Annotated in this window: 17 protein-coding genes; 7 read left to right on the top strand and 10 right to left on the bottom strand. The window is 42.8% G+C overall.

Annotation, left to right across the window (positions count from 1 at the left end; translation table 11 throughout):
- Positions 1 to 73: 73 nt before the first annotated feature.
- The 3 genes from FD725_RS19800 to FD725_RS19790 form a co-directional block, all read right to left on the bottom strand.
- Positions 74 to 619, bottom strand: a complete 546-nt coding sequence (locus FD725_RS19800; protein WP_179049726.1) for a DUF948 domain-containing protein — start codon at positions 617 to 619, stop codon at positions 74 to 76.
- A 79-nt stretch (positions 620 to 698) separates the two neighbouring features.
- Positions 699 to 1,049, bottom strand: coding sequence for a YtxH domain-containing protein (locus FD725_RS19795; protein ID WP_179049725.1), 351 nt, complete (start codon positions 1,047 to 1,049; stop codon positions 699 to 701).
- Between the two features lie 114 nt (positions 1,050 to 1,163).
- The gene (locus tag FD725_RS19790; RefSeq protein ID WP_179051606.1) at positions 1,164 to 1,511 is read right to left on the bottom strand and encodes a hypothetical protein; all 348 of its coding nucleotides are present in this window, start codon (positions 1,509 to 1,511) and stop codon (positions 1,164 to 1,166) included.
- Positions 1,512 to 1,755: 244 nt separating this feature from the next.
- Here FD725_RS19790 and FD725_RS19785 point away from each other — a divergent pair, with 244 nt between their 5' ends.
- Together FD725_RS19785 and FD725_RS19780 are read left to right on the top strand one after the other, a co-directional pair.
- Entirely contained in the window at positions 1,756 to 2,157 is a 402-nt protein-coding gene (locus FD725_RS19785; RefSeq protein ID WP_179049724.1) for a hypothetical protein, read from the top strand.
- Positions 2,150 to 4,282 (top strand): SUMF1/EgtB/PvdO family nonheme iron enzyme, encoded by a 2,133-nt coding sequence (locus FD725_RS19780; protein ID WP_179049723.1) that lies wholly within the window; start codon positions 2,150 to 2,152, stop codon positions 4,280 to 4,282. Before FD725_RS19785 ends, FD725_RS19780 begins: the two co-directional genes overlap by 8 nt.
- 306 nt (positions 4,283 to 4,588) lie before the next feature.
- Here FD725_RS19780 and recN read toward each other — a convergent pair whose 3' ends face one another.
- Positions 4,589 to 6,340: a DNA repair protein RecN gene (recN, locus tag FD725_RS19775; RefSeq protein WP_179049722.1), complete on the bottom strand. Its 1,752-nt coding sequence runs from the start codon at positions 6,338 to 6,340 to the stop codon at positions 4,589 to 4,591.
- Between the two features lie 431 nt (positions 6,341 to 6,771).
- Here recN and FD725_RS19770 point away from each other — a divergent pair, with 431 nt between their 5' ends.
- Entirely contained in the window at positions 6,772 to 8,787 is a 2,016-nt protein-coding gene (locus FD725_RS19770) for an AarF/ABC1/UbiB kinase family protein (RefSeq protein WP_179051605.1), read from the top strand.
- Positions 8,788 to 9,544: 757 nt separating this feature from the next.
- Positions 9,545 to 10,426, top strand: a complete 882-nt coding sequence (locus FD725_RS19765) for a tetratricopeptide repeat protein (protein WP_179049721.1) — start codon at positions 9,545 to 9,547, stop codon at positions 10,424 to 10,426.
- Positions 10,427 to 10,662: 236 nt separating this feature from the next.
- On the opposite strand, the gene FD725_RS19760 is transcribed toward FD725_RS19765, so the two are convergent.
- Positions 10,663 to 11,055 (bottom strand): response regulator, encoded by a 393-nt coding sequence (locus tag FD725_RS19760; RefSeq protein WP_179049720.1) that lies wholly within the window; start codon positions 11,053 to 11,055, stop codon positions 10,663 to 10,665.
- A 303-nt stretch (positions 11,056 to 11,358) separates the two neighbouring features.
- On the opposite strand from FD725_RS19760, the gene FD725_RS19755 reads away from it, so the two are divergent.
- The gene (locus FD725_RS19755) at positions 11,359 to 13,875 is read left to right on the top strand and encodes a DNA topoisomerase (ATP-hydrolyzing) subunit A (RefSeq protein WP_179049719.1); all 2,517 of its coding nucleotides are present in this window, start codon (positions 11,359 to 11,361) and stop codon (positions 13,873 to 13,875) included.
- Between the two features lie 158 nt (positions 13,876 to 14,033).
- On the opposite strand, the gene folE is transcribed toward FD725_RS19755, so the two are convergent.
- The 5 genes from folE to FD725_RS19730 form a co-directional block, all read right to left on the bottom strand.
- The gene (gene folE / locus FD725_RS19750) at positions 14,034 to 14,750 is read right to left on the bottom strand and encodes a GTP cyclohydrolase I FolE (protein ID WP_179049718.1); all 717 of its coding nucleotides are present in this window, start codon (positions 14,748 to 14,750) and stop codon (positions 14,034 to 14,036) included.
- A 283-nt stretch (positions 14,751 to 15,033) separates the two neighbouring features.
- The gene (locus FD725_RS19745) at positions 15,034 to 15,759 is read right to left on the bottom strand and encodes an SDR family oxidoreductase (protein ID WP_179049717.1); all 726 of its coding nucleotides are present in this window, start codon (positions 15,757 to 15,759) and stop codon (positions 15,034 to 15,036) included.
- A 529-nt stretch (positions 15,760 to 16,288) separates the two neighbouring features.
- Positions 16,289 to 17,269 carry an acetyl-CoA carboxylase carboxyltransferase subunit alpha gene (locus FD725_RS19740; RefSeq protein ID WP_179049716.1) on the bottom strand — a complete coding sequence of 327 codons (981 nt, stop codon included), beginning with the start codon at positions 17,267 to 17,269 and terminating at the stop codon, positions 16,289 to 16,291.
- A gap of 106 nt (positions 17,270 to 17,375) precedes the next feature.
- A complete protein-coding gene (locus FD725_RS19735; RefSeq protein WP_179049715.1) occupies positions 17,376 to 18,395 on the bottom strand; it encodes a long-chain acyl-[acyl-carrier-protein] reductase in 1,020 nt (339 codons plus the stop codon).
- Positions 18,396 to 18,776: 381 nt separating this feature from the next.
- The gene (locus FD725_RS19730) at positions 18,777 to 19,472 is read right to left on the bottom strand and encodes an aldehyde oxygenase (deformylating) (RefSeq protein ID WP_179049714.1); all 696 of its coding nucleotides are present in this window, start codon (positions 19,470 to 19,472) and stop codon (positions 18,777 to 18,779) included.
- A gap of 276 nt (positions 19,473 to 19,748) precedes the next feature.
- Here FD725_RS19730 and FD725_RS19725 point away from each other — a divergent pair, with 276 nt between their 5' ends.
- Both FD725_RS19725 and FD725_RS19720 read left to right on the top strand, forming a co-directional pair.
- Positions 19,749 to 20,573 carry a carbohydrate ABC transporter permease gene (locus FD725_RS19725; protein WP_179049713.1) on the top strand — a complete coding sequence of 275 codons (825 nt, stop codon included), beginning with the start codon at positions 19,749 to 19,751 and terminating at the stop codon, positions 20,571 to 20,573.
- 264 nt (positions 20,574 to 20,837) lie between these two features.
- Complete coding sequence (locus tag FD725_RS19720; RefSeq protein WP_179049712.1) at positions 20,838 to 21,062, top strand: hypothetical protein; 225 nt, start codon at positions 20,838 to 20,840, stop codon at positions 21,060 to 21,062.
- Positions 21,063 to 21,082: the final 20 nt, after the last annotated feature.

The raw sequence follows: 21,082 nt of genomic DNA, 5'->3' as shown, positions 1-21,082 counted from the left end.
TATTGACCATTGACCATTGACAAAAAAGCCAGAAAACTTAGTTACACTGCGTAAGTTCTAACTTAGTCTGGGTTTAAAAAAACTCTTCCTCATCCATATCGTTGTCCCAGTTGGAAGACTCATTGTAACCATCATTGGTACTGTATGCTTCTGCCTTGGGACGACGGTTTTCTGGTTTTGCTGTTTCTCTTTCTCGTAGCGTGAGAGAAGATTGTTCTGTAGGCGGTAGACGTTCGACTGTTCGCCGTGTGGGTTTTTGGCGAGTGAAAGTTTTCCAAGCAGTTTTCACACCCACAAAAATGCTGCGTGTACCTACTTGGAGATTTTGAGCTTGCTTTTTTGCCCCATCTATGCTTTGGTCAACTTGTTGGACGACTTGACTGGCACTTTTGACACCTTCGCTGACATCATCAGTCAAATCTGTAATTTCTAACCCAGTGGTGCGGATAGCTTCTAGGGTAGGTGGTAACTCGCGTGAGAGTGTATCAAATAACTTTTCAGCGCTGCGGGCTGCTCGTGCTAACTCCTGCAAAGCGGGTATTGCCGCTACCAAGACAGCAGTTAAGCTGGCAGCGACTAAGAGAATAGACAGTCCCAACCAAAACAGGGGTTCAAGCACGGTAATTAGAGTTCAAAATACCCACGAAATACAAACCAAAAAATTCCCAATCAGAACACACTCATTAGCTGTAGGCAAATTATGAACGTTCTAATTCTTGGGGTAGAGGATCTGAGTCTTGGTTAGGTTTTTGCCGTTTCAAAACTTGATTTTCTCGCTGAGTAGCATCTACACCAGCTGCGATCGCTTCTTTTAATCTATCTAAAGTTTCATCCCAATTGCGTAAGGCATTGTTAGATAGACGGTCTGCTTGAATCTGTACACTTGTGGAAATATCTTCCGCTAATTCTGGGATAGCATCAGCAGATTTTCTCAAAAGTTTACGAGTTTCGCGCCCTGGGCGTGGAGCTGCAAGCAACCCTGCTAAAGCACCAATGGTAGCCCCTAGCATCACACCGCCAATAAATACTCCAGAACGGTTATTAGACATTTTTACTGTTTCTCTCCATACACCCATTTTAGGTGGGTTTTCGCCCCTTGCAAAACCTAAATGGTTTTAGATCATTAAGTTATCGTGACAACATCTCAACTATAAATGTTGCTTTTATGGCTTAACTGATTTTCTGGACATCTTTTTCCCAGATGTAGGATATGGTTTGCGAGAATAACGTCGCCAAGTTCGCTGTCCGAGTAAGAGAAGGCTGAGGATCTGTCTGACTTGCTGAAGTTGCGTTTGTAAGGACTGATTACCCTGGCGTAAATTATAGATGTTCTGTTGACCAAGATAAATATTTTCCGGTGCTTTATATAATAACTCATGGCTACAGCGTTCGTAGGCAGTGAGGCGATCGCCTATAAATACTATGAGCCGTTTCAGTTTCCAAATGCGCCAAGCTACATACAGCAGTATCAATGAAATTAGTGTGTTAATACCCACAACTACCATTACCATATTTGCCTTTATCGATAACTTGGCTTCCTTTTGATCATACCTGTTAGCGAACAACGACACACCCATCTGAGGATGCCATGAATGGGTGATAAAATCCCTCGTTCAACGACAAAATGGTTGGTAGAGACGTTGCAATGCAACGTCTCTACATCTATCGGGATAACTCCAACCCCTCGCAATTGCTAATTTAGCGAAAATTGCGATAATTTAGTTAAATATACTGAAATAATTAGGGTAAAGAGTAGTGAGTGATGTTCAAGTCTTAATTGACTTAAGTGATGCCGACATCGATTTAGAGCCAGAAGAATTAGAAGCATTAACCGCTAGTGTTGCCCAAGAAATTAGGGACATAGTTGAAGATGCAGAACCAGTGAGAGAGTCTGACATCCCCGACAACAGTAAACCAGCTTTAGCCGGATTTATCCCTGGAATGCTCACAACCTTCGTTAATCCTAAGAAAGCTAAAGAACTGCTTGATTCCTTGGGGAATCGTTTCTATGGTAAAACGTTGAAGTTGGATTATGAAGATAACGGTGCAAAATATAGCCTCGAATACACCAGCAAAGAGCAGTTAAATGATGCTTTAAGTGCTATTGAAAGACTATCAAAGGTAAAAGTCAGTGTAGTCAACAAGACTGATGGCTAAAGTTGCACTGCTGATTGGGGTGAGCGAGTATGAACCAGGTTTAAATGCCCTTCCCTCTGCTTCTCAAGATGTAGAAGCCTTCCAACAAGTTTTAATACATCCTGATATGGGGGAATTTGCACCCACAGATGTGACAGTGCTGATAAATCCCTCACGTCAGGTGATGGAACGGGCTATTTATAATTTGTTTACGAATCGCCAAAAAGATGATTTGGTATTATTTTACTTCTCCGGTCACGGGGTTAAAGATGAAAATCGCCATCTTTATCTGTCTAACCGGGAAACTACCCTGGAAAATAAAAGACTCATCATCCCCACAGCTGTATCTGCTAGGTATCTCCATGACAGGATGAATGATAGCAAATCTCAGCGACAGGTAATCATTTTAGATTGTTGCTTTAGTGGGGCTTTTCCCGATGGGTTTATGCCTAAATCTGATAGTTCTGTAGACATCGAAACTCAACTAGGTGCTAAAGGACGAGCAATTCTCACATCTTCCACTTCCCTACAATATTCTTTTGAGCAGGAAGGCTCGGAACTTTCTATTTACACTCGTTATTTAGTAGAAGGGATTGAAAAAGGTGCAGCAGACTTAGACGAAGATGGCTGGATTTCCGTGGATGAGTTGCATAACTACGCCAGTCGTAAAGTTATCGAAACATCTCCAGCGATGACACCACAGTTTTATCCTGTGAAGGAAGGGTACAGGATCAAATTAGCCAAAGCACCCATTGGTGATCCTCAACTCAAGTATCGTCAGGAAGTAAATAAACGAGCCAACCAAGGTAAATTTTCTATCCCTGCTCGTCGGTTGTTAAATTCTTTACGAACACAGTTACAGCTTACTTTAGAAATTGCCGAAGCAATTGAAGCAGAGGTTTTGCAACCTTATCTAGAATTTCAACGCAAATTGCAAGAGTATGAGGAAGTGCTAGATGAGTGTGTAAAAGCTGAGTATCCCTTAAATGAAATTACCCTGAATGATTTACAAGCTTACCAGCAACATTTAGGACTCACGGATGAGAATATTGCACCCATTCATCAACGTATCCTCCCAATAACCCCTCCCCCAGCCCCTCCCCTGCAAGGAGAGGGGAGCTTAACTTCTCCCTTCCTTGATATACCTCTCCCTGATATACCTCAAGAGACTGCTGCTCAACCCCTATTGCAAGAAGATGAGAGTCCAACTCCCCCCTTCCCTCTCTTCGAGACGCTGCGCGAACGTAGGGAAGGGGGGCTGGGGGGGTTAGGTCAATTTGCATTTGATGTAGTAACTGTCAACGTCGAAGGAAAGGAAACTAACCGTCAAAAAGGACAGGCGGAGTACTTTACTGCTGACTTGGGAAATGGTGTCGCCTTAGATATGGTTTCCATCCCCGGTGGTGAATTTTGGATGGGTTCCCCAGATGGTGAACTAAAGCGAATAAAGTATGAAAGTCCACAGCATAAAGTCACTGTTCAACCCTTCTTCATGGGGAAATTTCCTGTAACTCAAGCCCAATGGCGTGCTGTTGCAGCTTTACCAAAAGTTAGCCGTGACTTGGAAGCTGATCCATCTCGATTCAAAGGCGCAAATCGTCCTGTAGAGAGGGTATCCTGGTTAGATGCAACTGAATTTTGTGCGCGACTTAGCCAAAAACTGAGTCAAGAGTTTCGTTTACCCAGTGAAGCTGAGTGGGAATATGCTTGTCGTGCAGGAACCACTACCCCATTTCACTTTGGTGAGACAATCACTACCGATTTAGCAAATTACCGAGGGACAGATTGGGAGCATAACAGAACTGTATACTCAGGCTCTTATGGTAAAGCTTCCAAAGGGGTTTTGCGTGGGGAAACAACGGATGTAGGCAGTTTTGCTTTAGCTAATACCTTTGGATTATATGATATGCACGGACTGGTTTGGGAATGGTGTCTTGACTACTGGCATGATAATTATCAAGATGCGCCTACTGATGGTAGTCCTTGGTTAGTTGAAGGTCAAGAAAATGATAATTATTATCGACTGCTGCGTGGTGGTTCTTGGAACCTCAACCCTGGAGGCTGTCGCAGTGCGTACCGTGACAGGTATTCAGCCGACAACCGCTTCAACGGTCTCGGTTTTCGCGTCGTTCTAGTGTCCGAGTGAGGACTCCTTGCCCTTTGTACTCTTGCCCTTTTGCTCTTTACACTTCTTAACTCTTCTCTCCTATCTCCGCCGAAGGCGGATAAATTTTTTTGAGGAATTTAGAGCATGACAATATTTTCTCTGCTATTTAACAATATAGCGATTTTCATGCCGATGAAGTACACCTGCCTAGTTGAGAGGTCGTAGGGGCGGGTTAAGTGAGATATTGATGAATAATTGAAGCATATCTGTTAACCCGCCCCTACTGCTTGTGATAAATGCGGGTAGCCTCTGTAGCTTTAGTATTAGTAGCGATTGTATATTTTTTTAGTTGGAAGTCCCCTGGCGACGGTGGTTAGCGGCTTGTAATAACAAAGATTCGGCAAAAGCGATCGCATCACTTGCAGATTTGCCACCAGCTAGTTGTGCTAGTTCTTCCCGGCGAGTGGTTAAATCATCTAAGCTAGTCACACGCACAACGGTACGCTGTTCTGTGTTGCCATTATTACTTTTTTTACCTTTGCCCTGGGTAATAATTTGCTTATCTACACGGAAATGCTGATCAGCCATCGCCGCTACCAAAGGCTGGTGGGTTACACATAACACTTGCTGGTGTTGACTCAACTGGTGTAACTTTTCAGCGATCGCCTGGGCAACTCTTCCGGAAACTCCGACATCGATTTCGTCAAAAACTAGGGTTCCCACGGCATCAGCTTGCGTAAAACAGGCTTTGAGAGCCAATAAAAACCGACTCATTTCTCCACCAGAAGCGATTTCTGTCAATGGCTGCAACGGTTCGCCGGGGTTAGGACTAAACATAAAGGTAATTTTGTCTGCACCCGCCGCCGTGGGGATAGCTGGCAAAATCTCCACCTGAAACTTGACTTTTTCCATCGCCAGTGGTTTGAGTTCAGCTATCAATCTAGATTCCAGATGAGCTGCGCTTTTTTGGCGGAGATGGGTGAGTTTTGCACAGGCTTGATTTAATTTGGCAAAGCTGGCTTGTTCTTGCTGTTCTAAGCTTTCGATGGATTGTTCGCTATCGTTGAGTGCGGCTAGTTCTGCTTGGATGTTTTGATAATAGGCGATCGCTTCTGTTAAACTGGGGCCATACTTGCGACAGATTTGTTTTAATTCCCGGATACGTTCTTCTACTTCTTCTAAACGTTGGGGATCAGCTTCTAAACTTTCGCCATAAGTATTGATTTGCCTGGCAACTTCTGTTAAGGCTGTTTGAGCATCTCTAATTAAATCTAACAGTGGTTGTAATTGGCTATCATATTCCACCATGTCGTTTAAGGTGGCTTCACTATCACCCAACAAATCTGCGGCGGCTGGGGTTTCATCTTCGTTTTGATACAAGGCTTGATAGACTTTGTAACTCATTTGCTGCAAGTCAACGACATGATTGAGGCGTTCTCGTTCCTGCTGCAATTGTTCTAATTCTTGCGGATCACTAAGATTAGCTGTGGTTAATTCCTGGACTTGATAGGTCAGTAAATCTAGTTGTTGCAATCTATCTCGTTCTGATGTGCGGCGTTTTTCTAAGCTGGTATGCACCTGTTGATAGGTATTAAAAGCTGTAGCGATGAGTTGACGCTGCTGCATTAATGCGTCACCACCATATAAATCTAACCAATCACGTACTTGAGATGATTGTCCCACTTGGACTGTTTGACCTTGTGCCGTAATTTCTACCAAGCGATCGCGCAATCCTGTCATAATTTGACGATTGACTAACACACCATTCACCCGCGATCGACTGCGGATATTATTTGTAGTAGCGGCAATTTCTCTGCTGATGATAATCGAGCGATCGTCTATGAGATCAATTTCTTGTTCAGTTAACCACGCCGCAAAAGCCGGATTTGCCGCAAAAGTTGCTTCTACGATTGCTCTATTTGTCCCCGTCCGAATCACACGACTAAAGACTTTCCCACCCAAAACAGCATCAATAGCATCTAGAATAATCGACTTCCCAGCGCCAGTCTCACCTGTTAACACATTCAGTCCTGCGCCAAAGTCTAATTCTAGCTGATCAATCAGAGCAAAGTTTTCAATTCGCAGGCAGAGCAACATCAAGCTAAATCTCCTTGATTAGTGCTGAGTCAATGGTCAATGGTCAATGGTCATTAGTCAACAGATTCTTTTTTTCTCCTTCACTCCCTTACTCAGCACTCAGCACTCACTACTCAGCACTCACTACTCACTACTCTCAAAAGCCCTCAGCTATAGTCTTTCGACAACCAGCAATATCTACTACTATTGAATTAGCAAGCACATTTAAGTGTAGCAAAAAGGCAACTGTTAATAGACAAGAGGAGTGAGAAGAAAGTGCTGAGTCAGGAGTGAGGGAGTGCTGAGTGCTGAGTTAGGAGTGAGGGAGTGAGAGAATAAGAATTGCCAATGACCAATGACCAATGACCATTGACCATTGACCATTGACTAAAAATTATTTAAAGATATTGTTACAATACTTAACAAGTTCAATCCCACCGGTGGCTTTTTTCATGATTGTTAAGACAGTTCCCACGAATACCCGACCGATTGAGGGCGAACTACCAGCAAAGGGTACACAAACCTTGATTGTTAGCCCATCAGAAATCGTCAAACCAGGAAAATCGCAGGTGTATGTGACAACAGACCTTGAGCCTGAGACATTAGCATACGATCCTCTGGAGGTAGCAGCTCATTATCAAAACAGACCTTTACAAGTTTTACGGCGGATTTTCACAGTTTTAGTCCCGACTCTCTCCTTTGTCTGGGGGTTGTGGTGGGACAGTAAACGGGGAATTGTCGTGAAAAATGACCACCGTAGGGCAAGTCAGTTAAGAGAATTGCTGACGCAGTTGGGGCCGGCTTATATCAAAATTGGGCAAGCTTTATCTACTAGACCGGATCTCGTTCCTCCTGTATACCTGGAAGAACTGACAAAGTTACAAGACCAATTACCAGCTTTTCCTAACGAAATTGCTTATCAGTTCATTCAAGAAGAATTAGGACAGCCACCAGAAGAAGTTTACATCGAACTTTCAGCCAAGCCGATCGCAGCTGCTTCTTTGGGGCAAGTTTACAAAGGTAAGCTGAAAACTGGCGAAGAAGTAGCGGTGAAAGTCCAACGTCCGGACTTGAGAGAACGAATTACGATTGATTTATATATCCTCCGCAAACTGGCAGGTTTGGTACAAAGAAAAGTCAAGCGGGTGCGGAGTGACTTAGTTGGGATTTTAGATGAATTAGGCGATCGCATTTTTGAAGAAATGGATTATATCCACGAAGGTCAAAATGCTGAACGTTTTTTTGAATTATATGGTCATATTCAAGACATATATGTACCGAAAATATACTGGGAATATACCAACCGTCGTGTGCTGACGATGGAATGGATTAACGGCACAAAACTCACCCAGACAGCCGAAATCAGCGCCCAAGGTATAGATGCACGTTATTTAATTGAAGTTGGTGTGCAGTGTTCTTTAAGACAACTTTTAGAACATGGATTTTTCCACGCTGACCCCCATCCAGGCAACTTATTAGCCACAACAGATGGTAAATTAGCCTATCTGGACTTTGGGATGATGAGTGAGATTAAACCACCCCAACGTTATGGTTTAATTGAGGCGATCGTCCATGTCGTTAACCGCGACTTTGAAGGTCTAGCTCAAGACTACGTTAATTTAGAATTTCTCTCCCCAGAAACAGATTTAACCCCCATTATTCCCGCCTTCGGTAAAGTTTTTGCTAATGCTCAAGGCGCAAGCGTAGCTGAATTTAACATAAAAAGCATCACTGATGAACTATCAGCTTTGATGTACGAATATCCCTTCCGTGTTCCACCTTACTACGCTTTAATCATTCGTTCCTTAGTGACTTTAGAAGGTATTGCCATCTATATAGATCCTAACTTCAAAGTGCTGAGTGAAGCCTATCCTTATGTTGCCAAACGCTTATTAACAGACCCCGCACCACAGTTAAGAACATCACTGCGAGACTTGCTATTTAAAGATGGTAGATTTCGGTGGAATCGGCTAGAAAACTTGTTACGTAATGCCCGGAAAAATCAAGACTACGACCTCAATTTAGTAGTAAATCAGGGGATAGATTTTCTATCATCAGAACGTGGTGATTTTATTCGTGACAAATTGGTAGATGAATTTCTCAACGGCATCAATGCCTTAAGTCGAAATGTACTACATAACTTTACCTATTTGTTACGAGAAAGAGTAGGTATTACAGCCATCAACGAAACTCCAGGCGCAACAGTTGAACAACAACAAACCTTAGAGCATATCCAGAACATCCTAAATATTCTCCGCGAAACTCGTGGTTTTGACCCCACACAGCTTGCGCCGCAAATCGCTCAATTGTTATTCAATCCAGGGGTACAACGTTTAGGACAGCAAATTGCTAATCAATTAGTGCAAAAAGCGACAATTCGCTTGATTCGGGAATTATTAGCAGCAGAAGAAGTGAATAGAGAAATAGAACAACCAGAGAGGTTATCTCTAGCAGCAAGGAAAGTGTAAGATTTATCCATGAGCAAAAAGATCCCCGACTTCTTAAAGAAGTCGGGGATCTGAGTTTTTAAATTATGACAAATCAAATATGTTACTAATTATCTTACCAGTTATTGCTTTACTAATATTATATTTTCTTTTTGATCAACAAAATCAATGTTGGCGAAGTTCTATATTATCTGCATCTGTTTTTTGGGGTTTAATCCTCACTATAATTACAGAAATATTGAGTCTGATTAACTCTCTTAATCTAAGAGGGTGTTTGAAAAGTTTTAGTAGGTATAAAAATGTCATTCTTCCTGACGCGGAGCGTCAGGAAGAATCTAGGTTTTGTGGCACATACCGAGATGTTTCATTCCGCTACGCTGCATTCAACATGACAAAGAAACAGACTTTTCAAACGTCCTCTAACTTTTGTAGTGAGTTGCTGGATATTGGTTGATATTATCTTGGGTACTATTGGCTTTAAGTACTATCGCCAGCATGACAGATTGACATCAAAAAATTTAACTAGAAAATTACCTAAGTTTCTAATTTTATTGTTAGGTGGCGCATCATATATTAATGTTTTTGTCAAGTGATTTATATCTTACACTAGGCGACTGGAAGTCGCAGCTACATAGGCAAAATTCGTCTATACGGATTGAATTACGTTGCTGCGTTGCTGAATTTGCGCTAACGACTGTAACATTTGCCTGTCAACTAGAGGAGAGATCGTTTAAGCTAGCTGAAAGATTATTTGATTTATTGTTTAAGAGGCGGTAGTGTGCCTAGAAACGTTGGTTTAATTTCTCTTCTGGTTGTCTGTGGTTTATGGAGTATGCCCAAGGCAGCTCACGCACAGGCACTAATTCCGCATACAGTGCAACTAGATCCAGCAAAGTTGGAGAAGCAGGGGTTGAGTCTGGCACAAGAAGCAGCTCAACTAGGGCAATTTCAGCAGTACGAGTTAGCCTTACCCAGAGCGAGACTGGCTAGTCAGTTGGCTCCAGGGAATGATAAAGTGTGGTTTTTGTTGGGTGGCTTGCAGTTGCAAACCAAAAATTATGATGGAGCGATCGCCGCCTTAAACAAAGCCAGAACTATCAATCCTAAGAATGCTGATGTTTTTTTTGCATTGGGTTCGGCTAATTTTCAACAGCAAAAATATCCAGCAGCCATTGAGCATTACCAAGCAGGGTTAAAATTAAAACCCAACAATCCCGAAGGATTGTTTGATTTAGGCAATGCTTACTATATGGTGGGACGACTGCCAGATGCTATTGCCCAGTACAATAAAGCCGTCTCTTTGGATCAAAAATTCTGGCCAGCGATCAACAACATTGGTTTAATTAACTACGAACAGGGTAAAGTCGAAGAGGCAATTAAACAATGGCAAACAGCCGTAAGCCTTGATAAACAAGCCGCAGAACCATTATTAGCTTTAGCCGTAGCACTGTACTCTAAAGGCGATCGCCAACGAGCGCTCTCCCTGGGAGAAGCTGCACTCCGCATCGATCAACGTTATGGCAATTTAGATTTCCTCAAAGAAAATCTCTGGGGCGATCGCCTACTGTCTGATACCAAAAAATTCCTCGAATTACCCCGTATTCAGGCAGCATTAGAACAGCGAGAAAATATGCCCGCTAGACAACAAGTTCCACAATAGTAGTGAGTGCTGAGTACTCAGCACTTTTAACAGTGAACAGTTATCAGTAAACAGTTATCAATCGAGATAATTGAATCAGCGTTAACTGATAACTGATAACTGATAACTGATTTAAAATTGCCACTTGCTTATACTAATATTTCATAGTACGTTTATACTATAAAATTTAAAACTCTTCGCCCACAATACAACTGGGCGAAAATTTTTGAGGAATATTTGAGGTTTCAATGGTGATCTTAAGGAAGCAGTGCCAAGATTTGGTCAACAAACTGTTGATGGTCTACAACAGGCTTGGAGATGTAACCATCCGCACCACTGAGGGTGAGAAAGTTTTCGCGATCGCCTTCCATCGCGTGAGCCGTGACAAGAATGACGGGTAAATTTGCTGTTTGCGGGTCAGACTTTAACATTTGTGTAATCTTGATGCCATCAACAGATTTACCTTGGTAAACACTTCTAGATAGAGAAACATCCATTAAAATTAGGTCTGCTTCTCCTGATTGAGCGATTTTGATGACTTCTTCTACATTTTCAGTATGTTTCACATCCAAGCCAGCACGCTTGGTCAAAATCTTGGAAAAAACACGAGCATTAATCAGATCGTCTTCGACAATCAAAACTGTTTTCATGAGAAGTTTATTTATAGAGGTGAGGGGATCTAGGAATTCAAAATGAAATCATGGTTAAGTATCCTAGCTATGAAACTGTAGACGAACTAAATTAGCATGGGCAAATTACTACCCGGTTAAATTACTGTTCCGTCTTCTTTTTAATAGTCTATGTACCTCCCCGTCATCAAGGATAATACTACGGCTTTTTATCAGGTAATCATCAAGATTGTTTTTGGAATTCCTTTTCATCCGTTATGCTGTGTTTGCTGCCGTGTTTAGTGCCAGCGACCTTTATGTAATTCAATCTCAGGGAAAAAACTCATGGCAAAACAGTTAAACCTTCTCTCCACGGGACAGGTAATCACCACGGCTCTCCACACCGAGATGCAACGGTCTTACCTGGAATATGCCATGAGTGTGATTGTCGGCAGAGCATTGCCAGATGTGCGGGATGGCTTAAAGCCAGTGCATCGGCGGATATTGTATGCTATGCACGAACTCGGTTTAACACCCGACAGACCATATCGTAAATGCGCTCGTGTGGTAGGGGATGTGTTGGGTAAATACCACCCTCATGGCGATCAAGCTGTTTATGATGCTTTGGTACGACTGGTGCAAGATTTTTCCAGTCGTTATCCTTTGCTGGGAGGACATGGTAACTTTGGCAGCGTTGATAATGACCCACCGGCGGCGATGCGTTATACGGAAACGCGCCTCGCACCGATTGGTCATGAGGGAATGCTGACAGAAATCGGTGAAGAAACAGTAGAGTTTATTGGTAACTTTGATAATTCCCAACAAGAGCCAACAGTATTACCTGCTCAGTTACCGTTTTTGTTGCTCAATGGCTGTACTGGTATTGCTGTGGGGATGGCAACAAATATTCCCCCCCACAATTTAGGGGAACTCGTTGATGGTTTGATTGCGCTGATCGACCAACCAGACTTAACCGATGAGAAGTTACTAGATTTAATCCCAGGGCCAGACTTTCCCACGGGTGGGGAAATAGTTGGTGATACAGGGATTCGAGAAGCCTACATCACAGGTAAAGGTAGTATTGTCTTGCGGGGAGTTTCTACAGTAGAAGAAATTCCTGGTGGCAAAGGCAGCAAAAAACGCACAGCCATTATCGTTACTGAATTGCCATATCAAGTAAATAAAGCTGGCTGGATTGAAAAAGTAGCAGAATTAGTTAATCAAGGTCGCTTACAAGGGATTTCTGATCTGCGGGATGAGAGCGATCGCGAAGGGATGCGAGTAGTCATTGAACTGAAACGCGATACTAATCCCCAAGAAGTTCTCCAAAATTTATATCACCAAACTGCTTTACAAACTAATTTTGGGGCAATTCTTTTAGCGATCGTTGATGGACAACCCCGACAGTTAAGTTTGCGGCAATTGCTCTTGGAGTTTCTCAATTTTCGGGAACAGACACTCAACCGTCGCTACAGTTATGAGTTAGGGAAAGCAGAAAGTAGATTACATATCGTAGAAGGGTTACTCAAAGCCTTATCTCATGTAGACGCAGTGATTGAAATTTTGCGCCAATCAGCTGATGGTAGTACAGCCAAAATTAGCTTGTGTAGCCGACTAGATTTAAGCGAAGTTCAGGCGGATGCGATTTTAGCTATGCCATTACGTCGCCTGACTAGTTTAGAACAACAGAACCTACAGCGAGAATTTAGTGAACTTAGCGAACAAATAGCTTTGTTGCAGAGATTATTAAGCGATCGCCGGGAGTTACTCAAGGCGTTGAAAAAAGATTTGCGATCGCTCAAACGGAAGTATGGCGACTCCCGACGCACAAAGCTTTCATTAGATCAGAGTATCAAAGCGTTAGAAAAACCCAGAGGTAGAGGAGCAGAGGAGCCGAAAACCAAAGGAGCAGAAGAATTTGCAGAAAATATTCAGCCTTTAGAACCTGCGGAAGCAGCAATTTTAGAATTTACCCATCGGGGATACTTACGCCGACTTCAGCCAGGAAAAAAACTCAAGACGGAAAACGGTCTGCCAGATCACGACTTCATCATCCAAACCAATTTCACTGATACCCACAAAGAGTTGTTAGTCCTCACCAGTGGCGGTAAACTCTATCCTGTAAAAGTAGGCGACATTCCCCAAACTACTGGACGTTCACCACGAGGAACACCGTTGATTACCTTGCTGACTAGCACAGCTCAAGGTACACAGGAACCTGTAGTTAGCCGCTTTTTACTCCCAGAAAACTTAGACACACAGCAACTGATTCTTTTAACTAAGCAGGGCAGAATTAAGCGCTTATCTCTCGGTGAATTGACTAACTTAACCCGGCGAGGAATTACGATTTTAAAACTCAAAGATGACGATGAATTGTTGTTGACACAATTCACCAAGCCAGGAGAACACTTGATTTTAGCCAGTTCTGGCGGACGCTTGCTCAAATTCGCCATCAATGATGAACAACTACCTATTATGGGTAGAACAGCTATGGGCTTGCAAGCATTCCGATTGCTCAAATATCAGCAAATGGTTGGCTGTGTCAGTTCATCTCAAGCAGACCATTTATTGCTGGTGACAGAAGAGGGTTATGGAAAACGCTTACCCATCAATCAGTTAAAGTCTGTCAATCGTGGTGATTTAGGTACACAGTCTTTCAAATTTGTCAACAAAACCGACAATTTAGCTGGGATGGTAAATGCGATCGCCTCTGCGGAAGTGGCATTAGTCACGAACAAAGAACGAATAGTCCGCATACCTACAGAAACAATCCCCATCTTGAGTAGAGAAGGCAAAGGCGAAAGCATTATCCAACTCAACCGCGATGAAAAAGTAGTGACTGTAATTGAAGTTCGCTCTTAGTTTCATTAAATATGACGTAGAGACGTAGCATTGCTACGTCTCCAAGTTTCCATAAGTAAAGCGCATCAGTAGGATCTCAAAAACCCAGTATGGATTTTGATGTTGGGTTTCCTTGCGTCAACCCAACCTACTAGCACTCAGCACTCAGCACTCATCACTTAAAAAAACGCTGCTTGATGGCGAATCAAGTTAAAGAATTCTTCTCTGGTTTTATGTTCCTCTTGGAATACACCCAGCATGGCACTAGTAACAGTCCAAGAACCGGGTTTCTGTACACCACGCATCACCATGCACATATGGCTAGCTTCCATTACTACTGCTACTCCCTGGGGTTCTAAAATTGTTTGCACAGCTTCGGCAATTTGGCGAGTTAACCTCTCTTGCACCTGCAAGCGACGAGAATACATCTCGACAATTCGAGCTAACTTACTTAGTCCGACAACTTTCTGCTTAGGAATATAAGCAACGTGCGCCCTGCCCATAAAAGGCAACATATGGTGTTCACAGAGGCTAAAGAAGTTGATATCCCGGACTAGTACCATCTCGTTATGCCCTTCGTCAAAGATCGCCCCGTTAACCAGTTCTTCTAAAGATTGGTTGTAACCACTAGTGAGAAACTGCATAGCTTCTGCCACACGCTTGGGTGTTTTTAGCAAACCTTCCCGTTCAGGATCTTCTCCCACTCCTACTAATATTGCTCTGACAGCATCTTGCATTTGCTCCATTTGTTCTAGTGAAGGTGGATGCAATTCTGGTTGTCGTCCATTGTGAGTATTGCGATCTGGTCTGGTATTGATGGCATCTGCCAAGTCAGTAATCAAGGGAGATTGAGCGCGATTGGAACCGTTGGAACCGTTGGAACTAGCGATAGTCATGATATCTGTCTTGGTTATGGTGTGTTCGGTGATTAACCCCCTATGGGGGAAGAGGAAAATTCAAAATTCAAAATTCAAAATTTATTTACAGATGAAAAATTTTGCTTCTCAAATTTTGAATTTTGGTCTGGCGACGGTTAAAACAATTCTTAATTGATAATTCGCAAGTAATTCCTAGTAACAAACTTGGAAGTTAGAGATATACAAACGATTTGTTCTTCTCTATAAATTACGTAGCTTGCTTCTCGCATGAAGGCGGGTATTACGAATTACGAATTACGAATTAGAACGCGCCAGCACTGGGCATGATTGTCAATTCTTCAATGACTGCCTGTGGTGGTAATAAAGCAGTGTAGAGAATTGACTCGGCCACAATTTCTGGGGTTAGCATTTTGGTACGGTCAAAGTCAGCGTTAACAGTTTCTGTATCCCAAAGTGCGGTACTAACAGCACCAGGACAGATGGCGGTGACTCGAATACCGTGGCTACGTTCTTCTTGTGCCAAGGTTTGCGAGAGGGCCATTAAACCTGCTTTGCTGACGCAGTAGATTCCCCAGTCAGGAAAAGTTTGTTTGGCTGCAATTGAAGATACATTGATGATTGTGCCTGTATGGCGATCGCGCATTCTCGGCAAAATTACTTTGATACACTCAAATACGCTGGTTAGGTTCAAGTTGATGACTTGTTGCCAGTCTGCTAGGGGGGTGGCGCTAATGCTAGCTGTGTATGCCATGCCCGCATTGTTAACTAGAATATCTATATCTCCAAAATCATCGGCGATCGCTTGAATATTCGCTTCTACTTGCGATACTTCTGCTAAATCTACCGCATAGGCTTTGGCAGTCACTCCCGTCTGTTTTGCTGCTTCTACTACAGATGCCAATTTTTCTTGAGAACGACTGATTAGAGCAACATCTATGCCTGCTTTGGCAAAAGCTAAGGCTGTTGCTTTACCGATTCCACTACTTGCCCCAGTAATCAGAGCGCGTTTTTTCTGCTCCAAACTCATGCTTTCTCCCAATTTTTTGGCAGTTTTGCAAGCCCTTGCCACTCAATTATGAAAATCTTTCGGAACAAATAGATTAAATTAACCTTAAATTCCGATGATATTTGCTGACAAATGCTATGATTCTTTGTTATTATTAGTGTTCTCTTCAATTGCTGCTTTGTACAGGTTAACAAACAGTGGCTTGAGAACCTAGTTGATGACATGAAACCGAACTTATCGAACAGAATTCAGGAGTCAGGAGTCAGAATTCAGCATAAATTCTGTACGACTGGCGGATGAATAAACTGGTTTAAGACCCCCACTAAATTGAACATTTGGTGGTCTTCAATCAGTCGCGGGTCTGAATCCCCGACTGATTGATTCTGGCTCCTGACTTCTTCTTCAACAATACTTAACAAGCCACTCATCTACTTGAGTGGTTTTGTTTAGATATAAATACTTATGGCTGAGAAGATTGTTAAAAATCTTTAAGTAGCCATAGGCAATTATAGCACTGGTTTTGCTCTGATGAATCAATTAAGAGTAGTTGTTAATGGGCAACTTCTGTAAAAACGCCGATTTTGCGGAATTTATCATAACGTAATTGCCGTCTTTCTTGGGATGTGAGACGGTTAAGCTGCTCTAAATTATCCAGCAGGGCTTGTTTAAGGTTGGTGGCAGCCGTTAAGGGATCGGCATGAGCGCCACCGATGGGTTCTGGAAGAATTTGGTCAATAATACCTAAATTTTTCAAGTCATGGGAGACGATTTTCAGGGCTACGGCTGCTTGGGGGGCTTTGCTGGCATCTTTCCAGAGAATAGCGGCACAGGCTTCGGGGGTAGCCACAGTATAAACTGCGTGTTCAAACATTAACAGGCGATCGCCAACTCCAATCCCCAAAGCACCACCAGAACCGCCTTCACCAATGACAGTACAAATAATTGGTACATCTAAACAGAACATTTCCCTAAGATTGTAAGCGATCGCTTCCCCTGCCCCTTGCCGTTCTGCCACCACCGTAGGTAAAGCCCCTGGTGTGTCAATAAAAGTCAAAATTGGCATACTAAACTTGTTGGCGTGTTCCATCAACCGCATAGCTTTGCGATAACCGCCAGGGGTCGCCATGCCAAAATTTCGGGCAATATTATCCTTAGTATCTCGTCCTTTTTGATGACCCAACATGACTACAGGTTGTCCACCCAAACGCGCCACACCACCGATTAAAGCCGGATCATCACCACCACAGCGATCGCCATGTAACTCCATCCATTCATCAGTGATAGATTGGATGTAATCTAAAGTACTGGGACGGCGGGGATGACGAGCCACCTGCAATCTTTGCGCTGGTGATAGAGTACTAAAAATCTCCTCACGCAACTGCGTCGCCCGTGCTTCCAGTTTGCGAATTTCACCAGACACATCAACGCCATTTTCTTCTGCAAGTTGGCGAATTTGCTCAATCCGGTTTGCCAGTTCTGCCAGTGGCTTTTCAAAATCCAACAGTAGTGGTTTGCGTTCAGTTGTAGCCATCGTAAGATTTATAAGGTTGAGGGTTGAGTTAGAAGTCAACAGTCAAAAATCCCCAGTCTAGACATGATTGACTATTGACTATTGACTAAGGACTATTGACTAATGACTAAACCAGCAGTGGTCTAAACCCATGTTTCACTGATGCTCGACCAATCTGCTCCATTTTGTCTACGGTAATCTGATTACGTCCCCAAGAAAAGTTCGTGTACAACTTCTCAAATTCCAGCAGCATAGATTCCGCAAAACAAGCAAATAACTGCCGTGCTGGCACATCCATATTGACAATTTGCATGATTTTCCAGTCAATATCGAGGGAATGCTCGACGATACCACCGTTTAGCACATGAACACCAGGATACTGAACTTTGGTAGCCAGATTTTTGGGATAACCACCATCAATCAACAGACAAGGTTGCTTCAAGACTTTGGGGTCAATTTCCACGCCTTTAGGCATACTAGCCACCCAAACTACAATATCAGCTTGGGGTAACGCTTCATCCAAGGACATGATTTTACCTCGTCCCAGTTCGGCTTGTAATTCTTGCAACCTGTCTTGATTACGAGCAATGAGTAGCAATTCTTTTACATCGGTTCTAGCATCTAGCCAGCGAGTTACCGCACTACCAATATCCCCTGTCGCCCCACAGATAGCCACTGTTGCTTGCGAAAGTTCAATACCGAGTTGTTTTGATGCTTGTTCCACCTGCCGACAAATAATATAAGCAGTGTGGGTATTACCTGTAGTAAAGCGTTCAAACTCCAGCTTAATATTGCGAACTTGGCTAAACTGTTCCAAGTTAAAGTTTTCAAAAATAATTGACGAAAATCCCCCCAAAGCCGTGATGTTAATGCCATGCTTTTGAGCATGAGCCATCGCATTGAGAATTTTGCGAGTTGCCGCCTTAATCCGACGATTAGCCAGCATTTCTGGCAAAAAGCAAGATTCTACGTACTTGCCTTCGATGATCTCCCCTGTGACGCTAGTCACCTTAATATGATCGACAATTTGCGGTGGGGCGCTGCACCAAAAATCTAGCCCTTGATCGGCGTATTCTGGGTATCCCAGTTCTTGAGCTACCGCTTGAGCGTGTTCTAAACTTGTGAGATGTCCAATTAGACCAAACATGTAGTGATATCTTGAGCGTGTGCCTTGTCGAAAGCGTGGAATCAGTGGGTAAGAGAGTATACCTAACTTTTAAAAATACTATACAAAGTGTCAGATGAGTTAAGAGTGCTGAGTGCTGAGTGCTGAGTGGGGGAGTGAAGGAGTGGGGGAGTGAGGGAGTGGGGGAGTAATGAGTATTGGCTTAAGCGGGGATTCTTAATATTTTATTTGGTTTGCTTGTGCCAAAAGTTTAATAAGTGCAGAAAAAGAATTTTTTCTTGAATTCATCCCCTAGATTTACTAATTTATCACTCCCTACTTCCTACTCAGTACTTCCTACTCAGCACTCCCTACTCAGCACTCATCACTCAGCACTCAGCACTCCCTACTCAGCACTCACTACTAAACTGCTGCTAGTCCGTAAGCTGAAAGGCGCATAATATCTCTGGTGGTGAAACCAATATTGCTTAAAGCTTCGCCATACTGAATCATAAAATCTTCGACTAGGGCTTCTTTTTCCATAGCTAAAGTTGCTGCGTCTTTGTCAACTTGGTTGAGCATTTTCCAGACGATAGGTAGATTTTGGCGGTTAGCTGCTTCTAGTTCTGCTTTGGATTCAGCAAAATGTTTTTGTAACCAAACCTCACCAAAGTTGAGATGGCTATACTCATCTTTGACTACACCTTCAGTGATTTTTCTCGCAAAATCATCGGCAACAGGAATGTAGATATTGTAGGCAGCGATCGCAAAACATTCGATAATCAAAGATTGAATCAACAGGCAGGTCACCACCTTACCCTCAGCTGCGGCTTGTTGGAAATTTTCGTGCAATCCCGCAAAAAACTCTTTAGCAAACTGGATATCTGGAGTGACTTGCAAGTTACGTCCACAAGCCTCAAAGCCTTTTTTGTGGCGACTTTCCATTTTTGATAGCCGAATTAGTTCTTCTTGATGATCTGGCAGCAGTTCAGCTAGTTTGATGTAATTTTCATAAGCTTCTTGTTCACCTTCAATAACGATCGCATTAATACGACTGTAGGCATCTTTATATTGTTCGCTGTGGAAATCAAGTTCCAAATCGGCTGCAACCTGCTGCATGGTGTGTTTACTCCTGTAAACCTGAATTATTTGATACCAGACTTTAATTTACCCTATGAATTCAGGGTAATACTCGCTGTGGTTTAATTTTACTTAACAAATGCCTATGTTGTAGATTAGAGATTTCCATACTTGATGTGCAAGATTTGCGGCAAATGCCCAGGGCCAAATTCACAAGCACACATTAATCAGGCTTGGGTAATTCAGCCAAATGGTATATTGAGTGCAACTGTAGTATGTGAGTAATAGATAAACAATTGCTGGATTGGTTAACTCATGTCAAAATCCAACCATAATTGGCAATCTACTAACTTTTGGAGTTTAGCCGGACTACTCCTGGGGGCATTTATTGTCCTGTTGCCACTGTTTGTGGTCTTTCTCACGTCCTTTGCACCTCCAGGAAACTTAGAAGTTTTGCCCAAAAATAATTGGTCACTAGCTAATTACCGCGATGCTTGGCAACGAGGTAAATTTTTGCTGGCATTTGCTAATTCTACCTTGGTAGCGATCGCTGTGACGGCATTTCAAATTGTAACTTCGGCATTGGCGGGTTACGCCTTGGCTAGGTTGAAGTTTCGAGGTAGGCAAGCACTGCTATTATTCGTCTTAGCTACTTTGGTAATACCATTCCAGTTGTTAGTGATACCAATATTTCTAGTTTTGAAATGGGGACACCTGATTAATACTTACGGTGCGTTAATTTTACCGACTGCGGTTAACGGCTTTGGAATTTTTCTCTTACGTCAATATTTCCAGACAATTCCTGTAGAGTTGGAGGAAGCTGCCGCTATAGATGGAGCCAACCGACTACAAATTTTGTGGCAGGTCATGTTACCCTTAGCTCGTCCCGCTTTGGTGACTTTGTTCTTGTTTACATTTATTGGTGAATGGAACGATTTATTCAAACCTTTAGTATTCACCACTAGACCAGAATTAAGAACAGTCCAGCTAGCCTTGGCAGAGTTTCAGGAACAGTTTACCAACAACTGGCCTTTAATGATGGCAGCAGTGACAATTGCCACCGTACCGGTGATGCTGCTATTTCTCATTGGTCAACGCCAGTTTATCCGAGGTATCGCCACCACGGGGGTAAAGAGTTAGGGAATAGTCAATGGTCAATGGTCAATGGTCAATAGTCATTAGTCATTAGTCATTATTCTTATCTCACTGTCCCCTTGTCCCCTTGTCCCCTTCTTTCATTTTGAATTTTGAATTGATTTGTCTCCCTCACTCCCTTGAGGAATTTTCGGAGAAAAGCATAAAGTTTTGTGAAGCACTGCGTAATCCTTGGGAGACGAACTGAAGTACTCATTAGGACATTGAAAATCGCTTAAACAGATTAATTCAACAGGTGGGTAAACAGTTATGCAATCTCAATCACAATCAGATATTCAAAACGAGTTAACTTCAAGTATCAATCACTCTGAAGTTGAGGAAGTAGTTGCTGATGCTTTAGAAGCTGATACAAATGAACCAAACAATAGTGTAAAAAAGGTAGCAGTTGATAACTTTATGGCATCAAGCCAACCTGATCTAGCCCCAGAAACTTGCTGGATTGATGAAGACGGCAATAGGGTATGCTTACCTTAATATGACGTAGACCTAACTAG

Origin of the sequence: Nostoc sp. TCL26-01 (assembly GCF_013393945.1) — a bacterium.
Taxonomy (GTDB): Bacteria; Cyanobacteriota; Cyanobacteriia; order Cyanobacteriales; family Nostocaceae; genus Trichormus.
Note: the sequence above shows the minus strand (reverse complement) of the source record. Positions and strands in the feature narration are given on the sequence as shown.

Excerpts from the sequence above, each read along its gene's own strand:
- FD725_RS19795 (WP_179049725.1), bottom strand. The coding sequence starts at position 1,049 with ATGTCTAATAACCGTTCTGGAGTATTTATTGGCGGTGTGATGCTAGGG.
- FD725_RS19790 (WP_179051606.1), bottom strand. The coding sequence starts at position 1,511 with ATGGTAATGGTAGTTGTGGGTATTAACACACTAATTTCATTGATACTG.
- FD725_RS19780 (WP_179049723.1), top strand. The coding sequence starts at position 2,150 with ATGGCTAAAGTTGCACTGCTGATTGGGGTGAGCGAGTATGAACCAGGT.
- recN (WP_179049722.1), bottom strand. The coding sequence starts at position 6,340 with ATGTTGCTCTGCCTGCGAATTGAAAACTTTGCTCTGATTGATCAGCTA.
- FD725_RS19770 (WP_179051605.1), top strand. The coding sequence starts at position 6,772 with ATGATTGTTAAGACAGTTCCCACGAATACCCGACCGATTGAGGGCGAA.
- FD725_RS19760 (WP_179049720.1), bottom strand. The coding sequence starts at position 11,055 with ATGAAAACAGTTTTGATTGTCGAAGACGATCTGATTAATGCTCGTGTT.
- FD725_RS19755 (WP_179049719.1), top strand. The coding sequence starts at position 11,359 with ATGGCAAAACAGTTAAACCTTCTCTCCACGGGACAGGTAATCACCACG.
- folE (WP_179049718.1), bottom strand. The coding sequence starts at position 14,750 with ATGACTATCGCTAGTTCCAACGGTTCCAACGGTTCCAATCGCGCTCAA.
- FD725_RS19745 (WP_179049717.1), bottom strand. The coding sequence starts at position 15,759 with ATGAGTTTGGAGCAGAAAAAACGCGCTCTGATTACTGGGGCAAGTAGT.
- FD725_RS19740 (WP_179049716.1), bottom strand. The coding sequence starts at position 17,269 with ATGGCTACAACTGAACGCAAACCACTACTGTTGGATTTTGAAAAGCCA.
- FD725_RS19735 (WP_179049715.1), bottom strand. The coding sequence starts at position 18,395 with ATGTTTGGTCTAATTGGACATCTCACAAGTTTAGAACACGCTCAAGCG.
- FD725_RS19730 (WP_179049714.1), bottom strand. The coding sequence starts at position 19,472 with ATGCAGCAGGTTGCAGCCGATTTGGAACTTGATTTCCACAGCGAACAA.
- FD725_RS19725 (WP_179049713.1), top strand. The coding sequence starts at position 19,749 with ATGTCAAAATCCAACCATAATTGGCAATCTACTAACTTTTGGAGTTTA.
- FD725_RS19720 (WP_179049712.1), top strand. The coding sequence starts at position 20,838 with ATGCAATCTCAATCACAATCAGATATTCAAAACGAGTTAACTTCAAGT.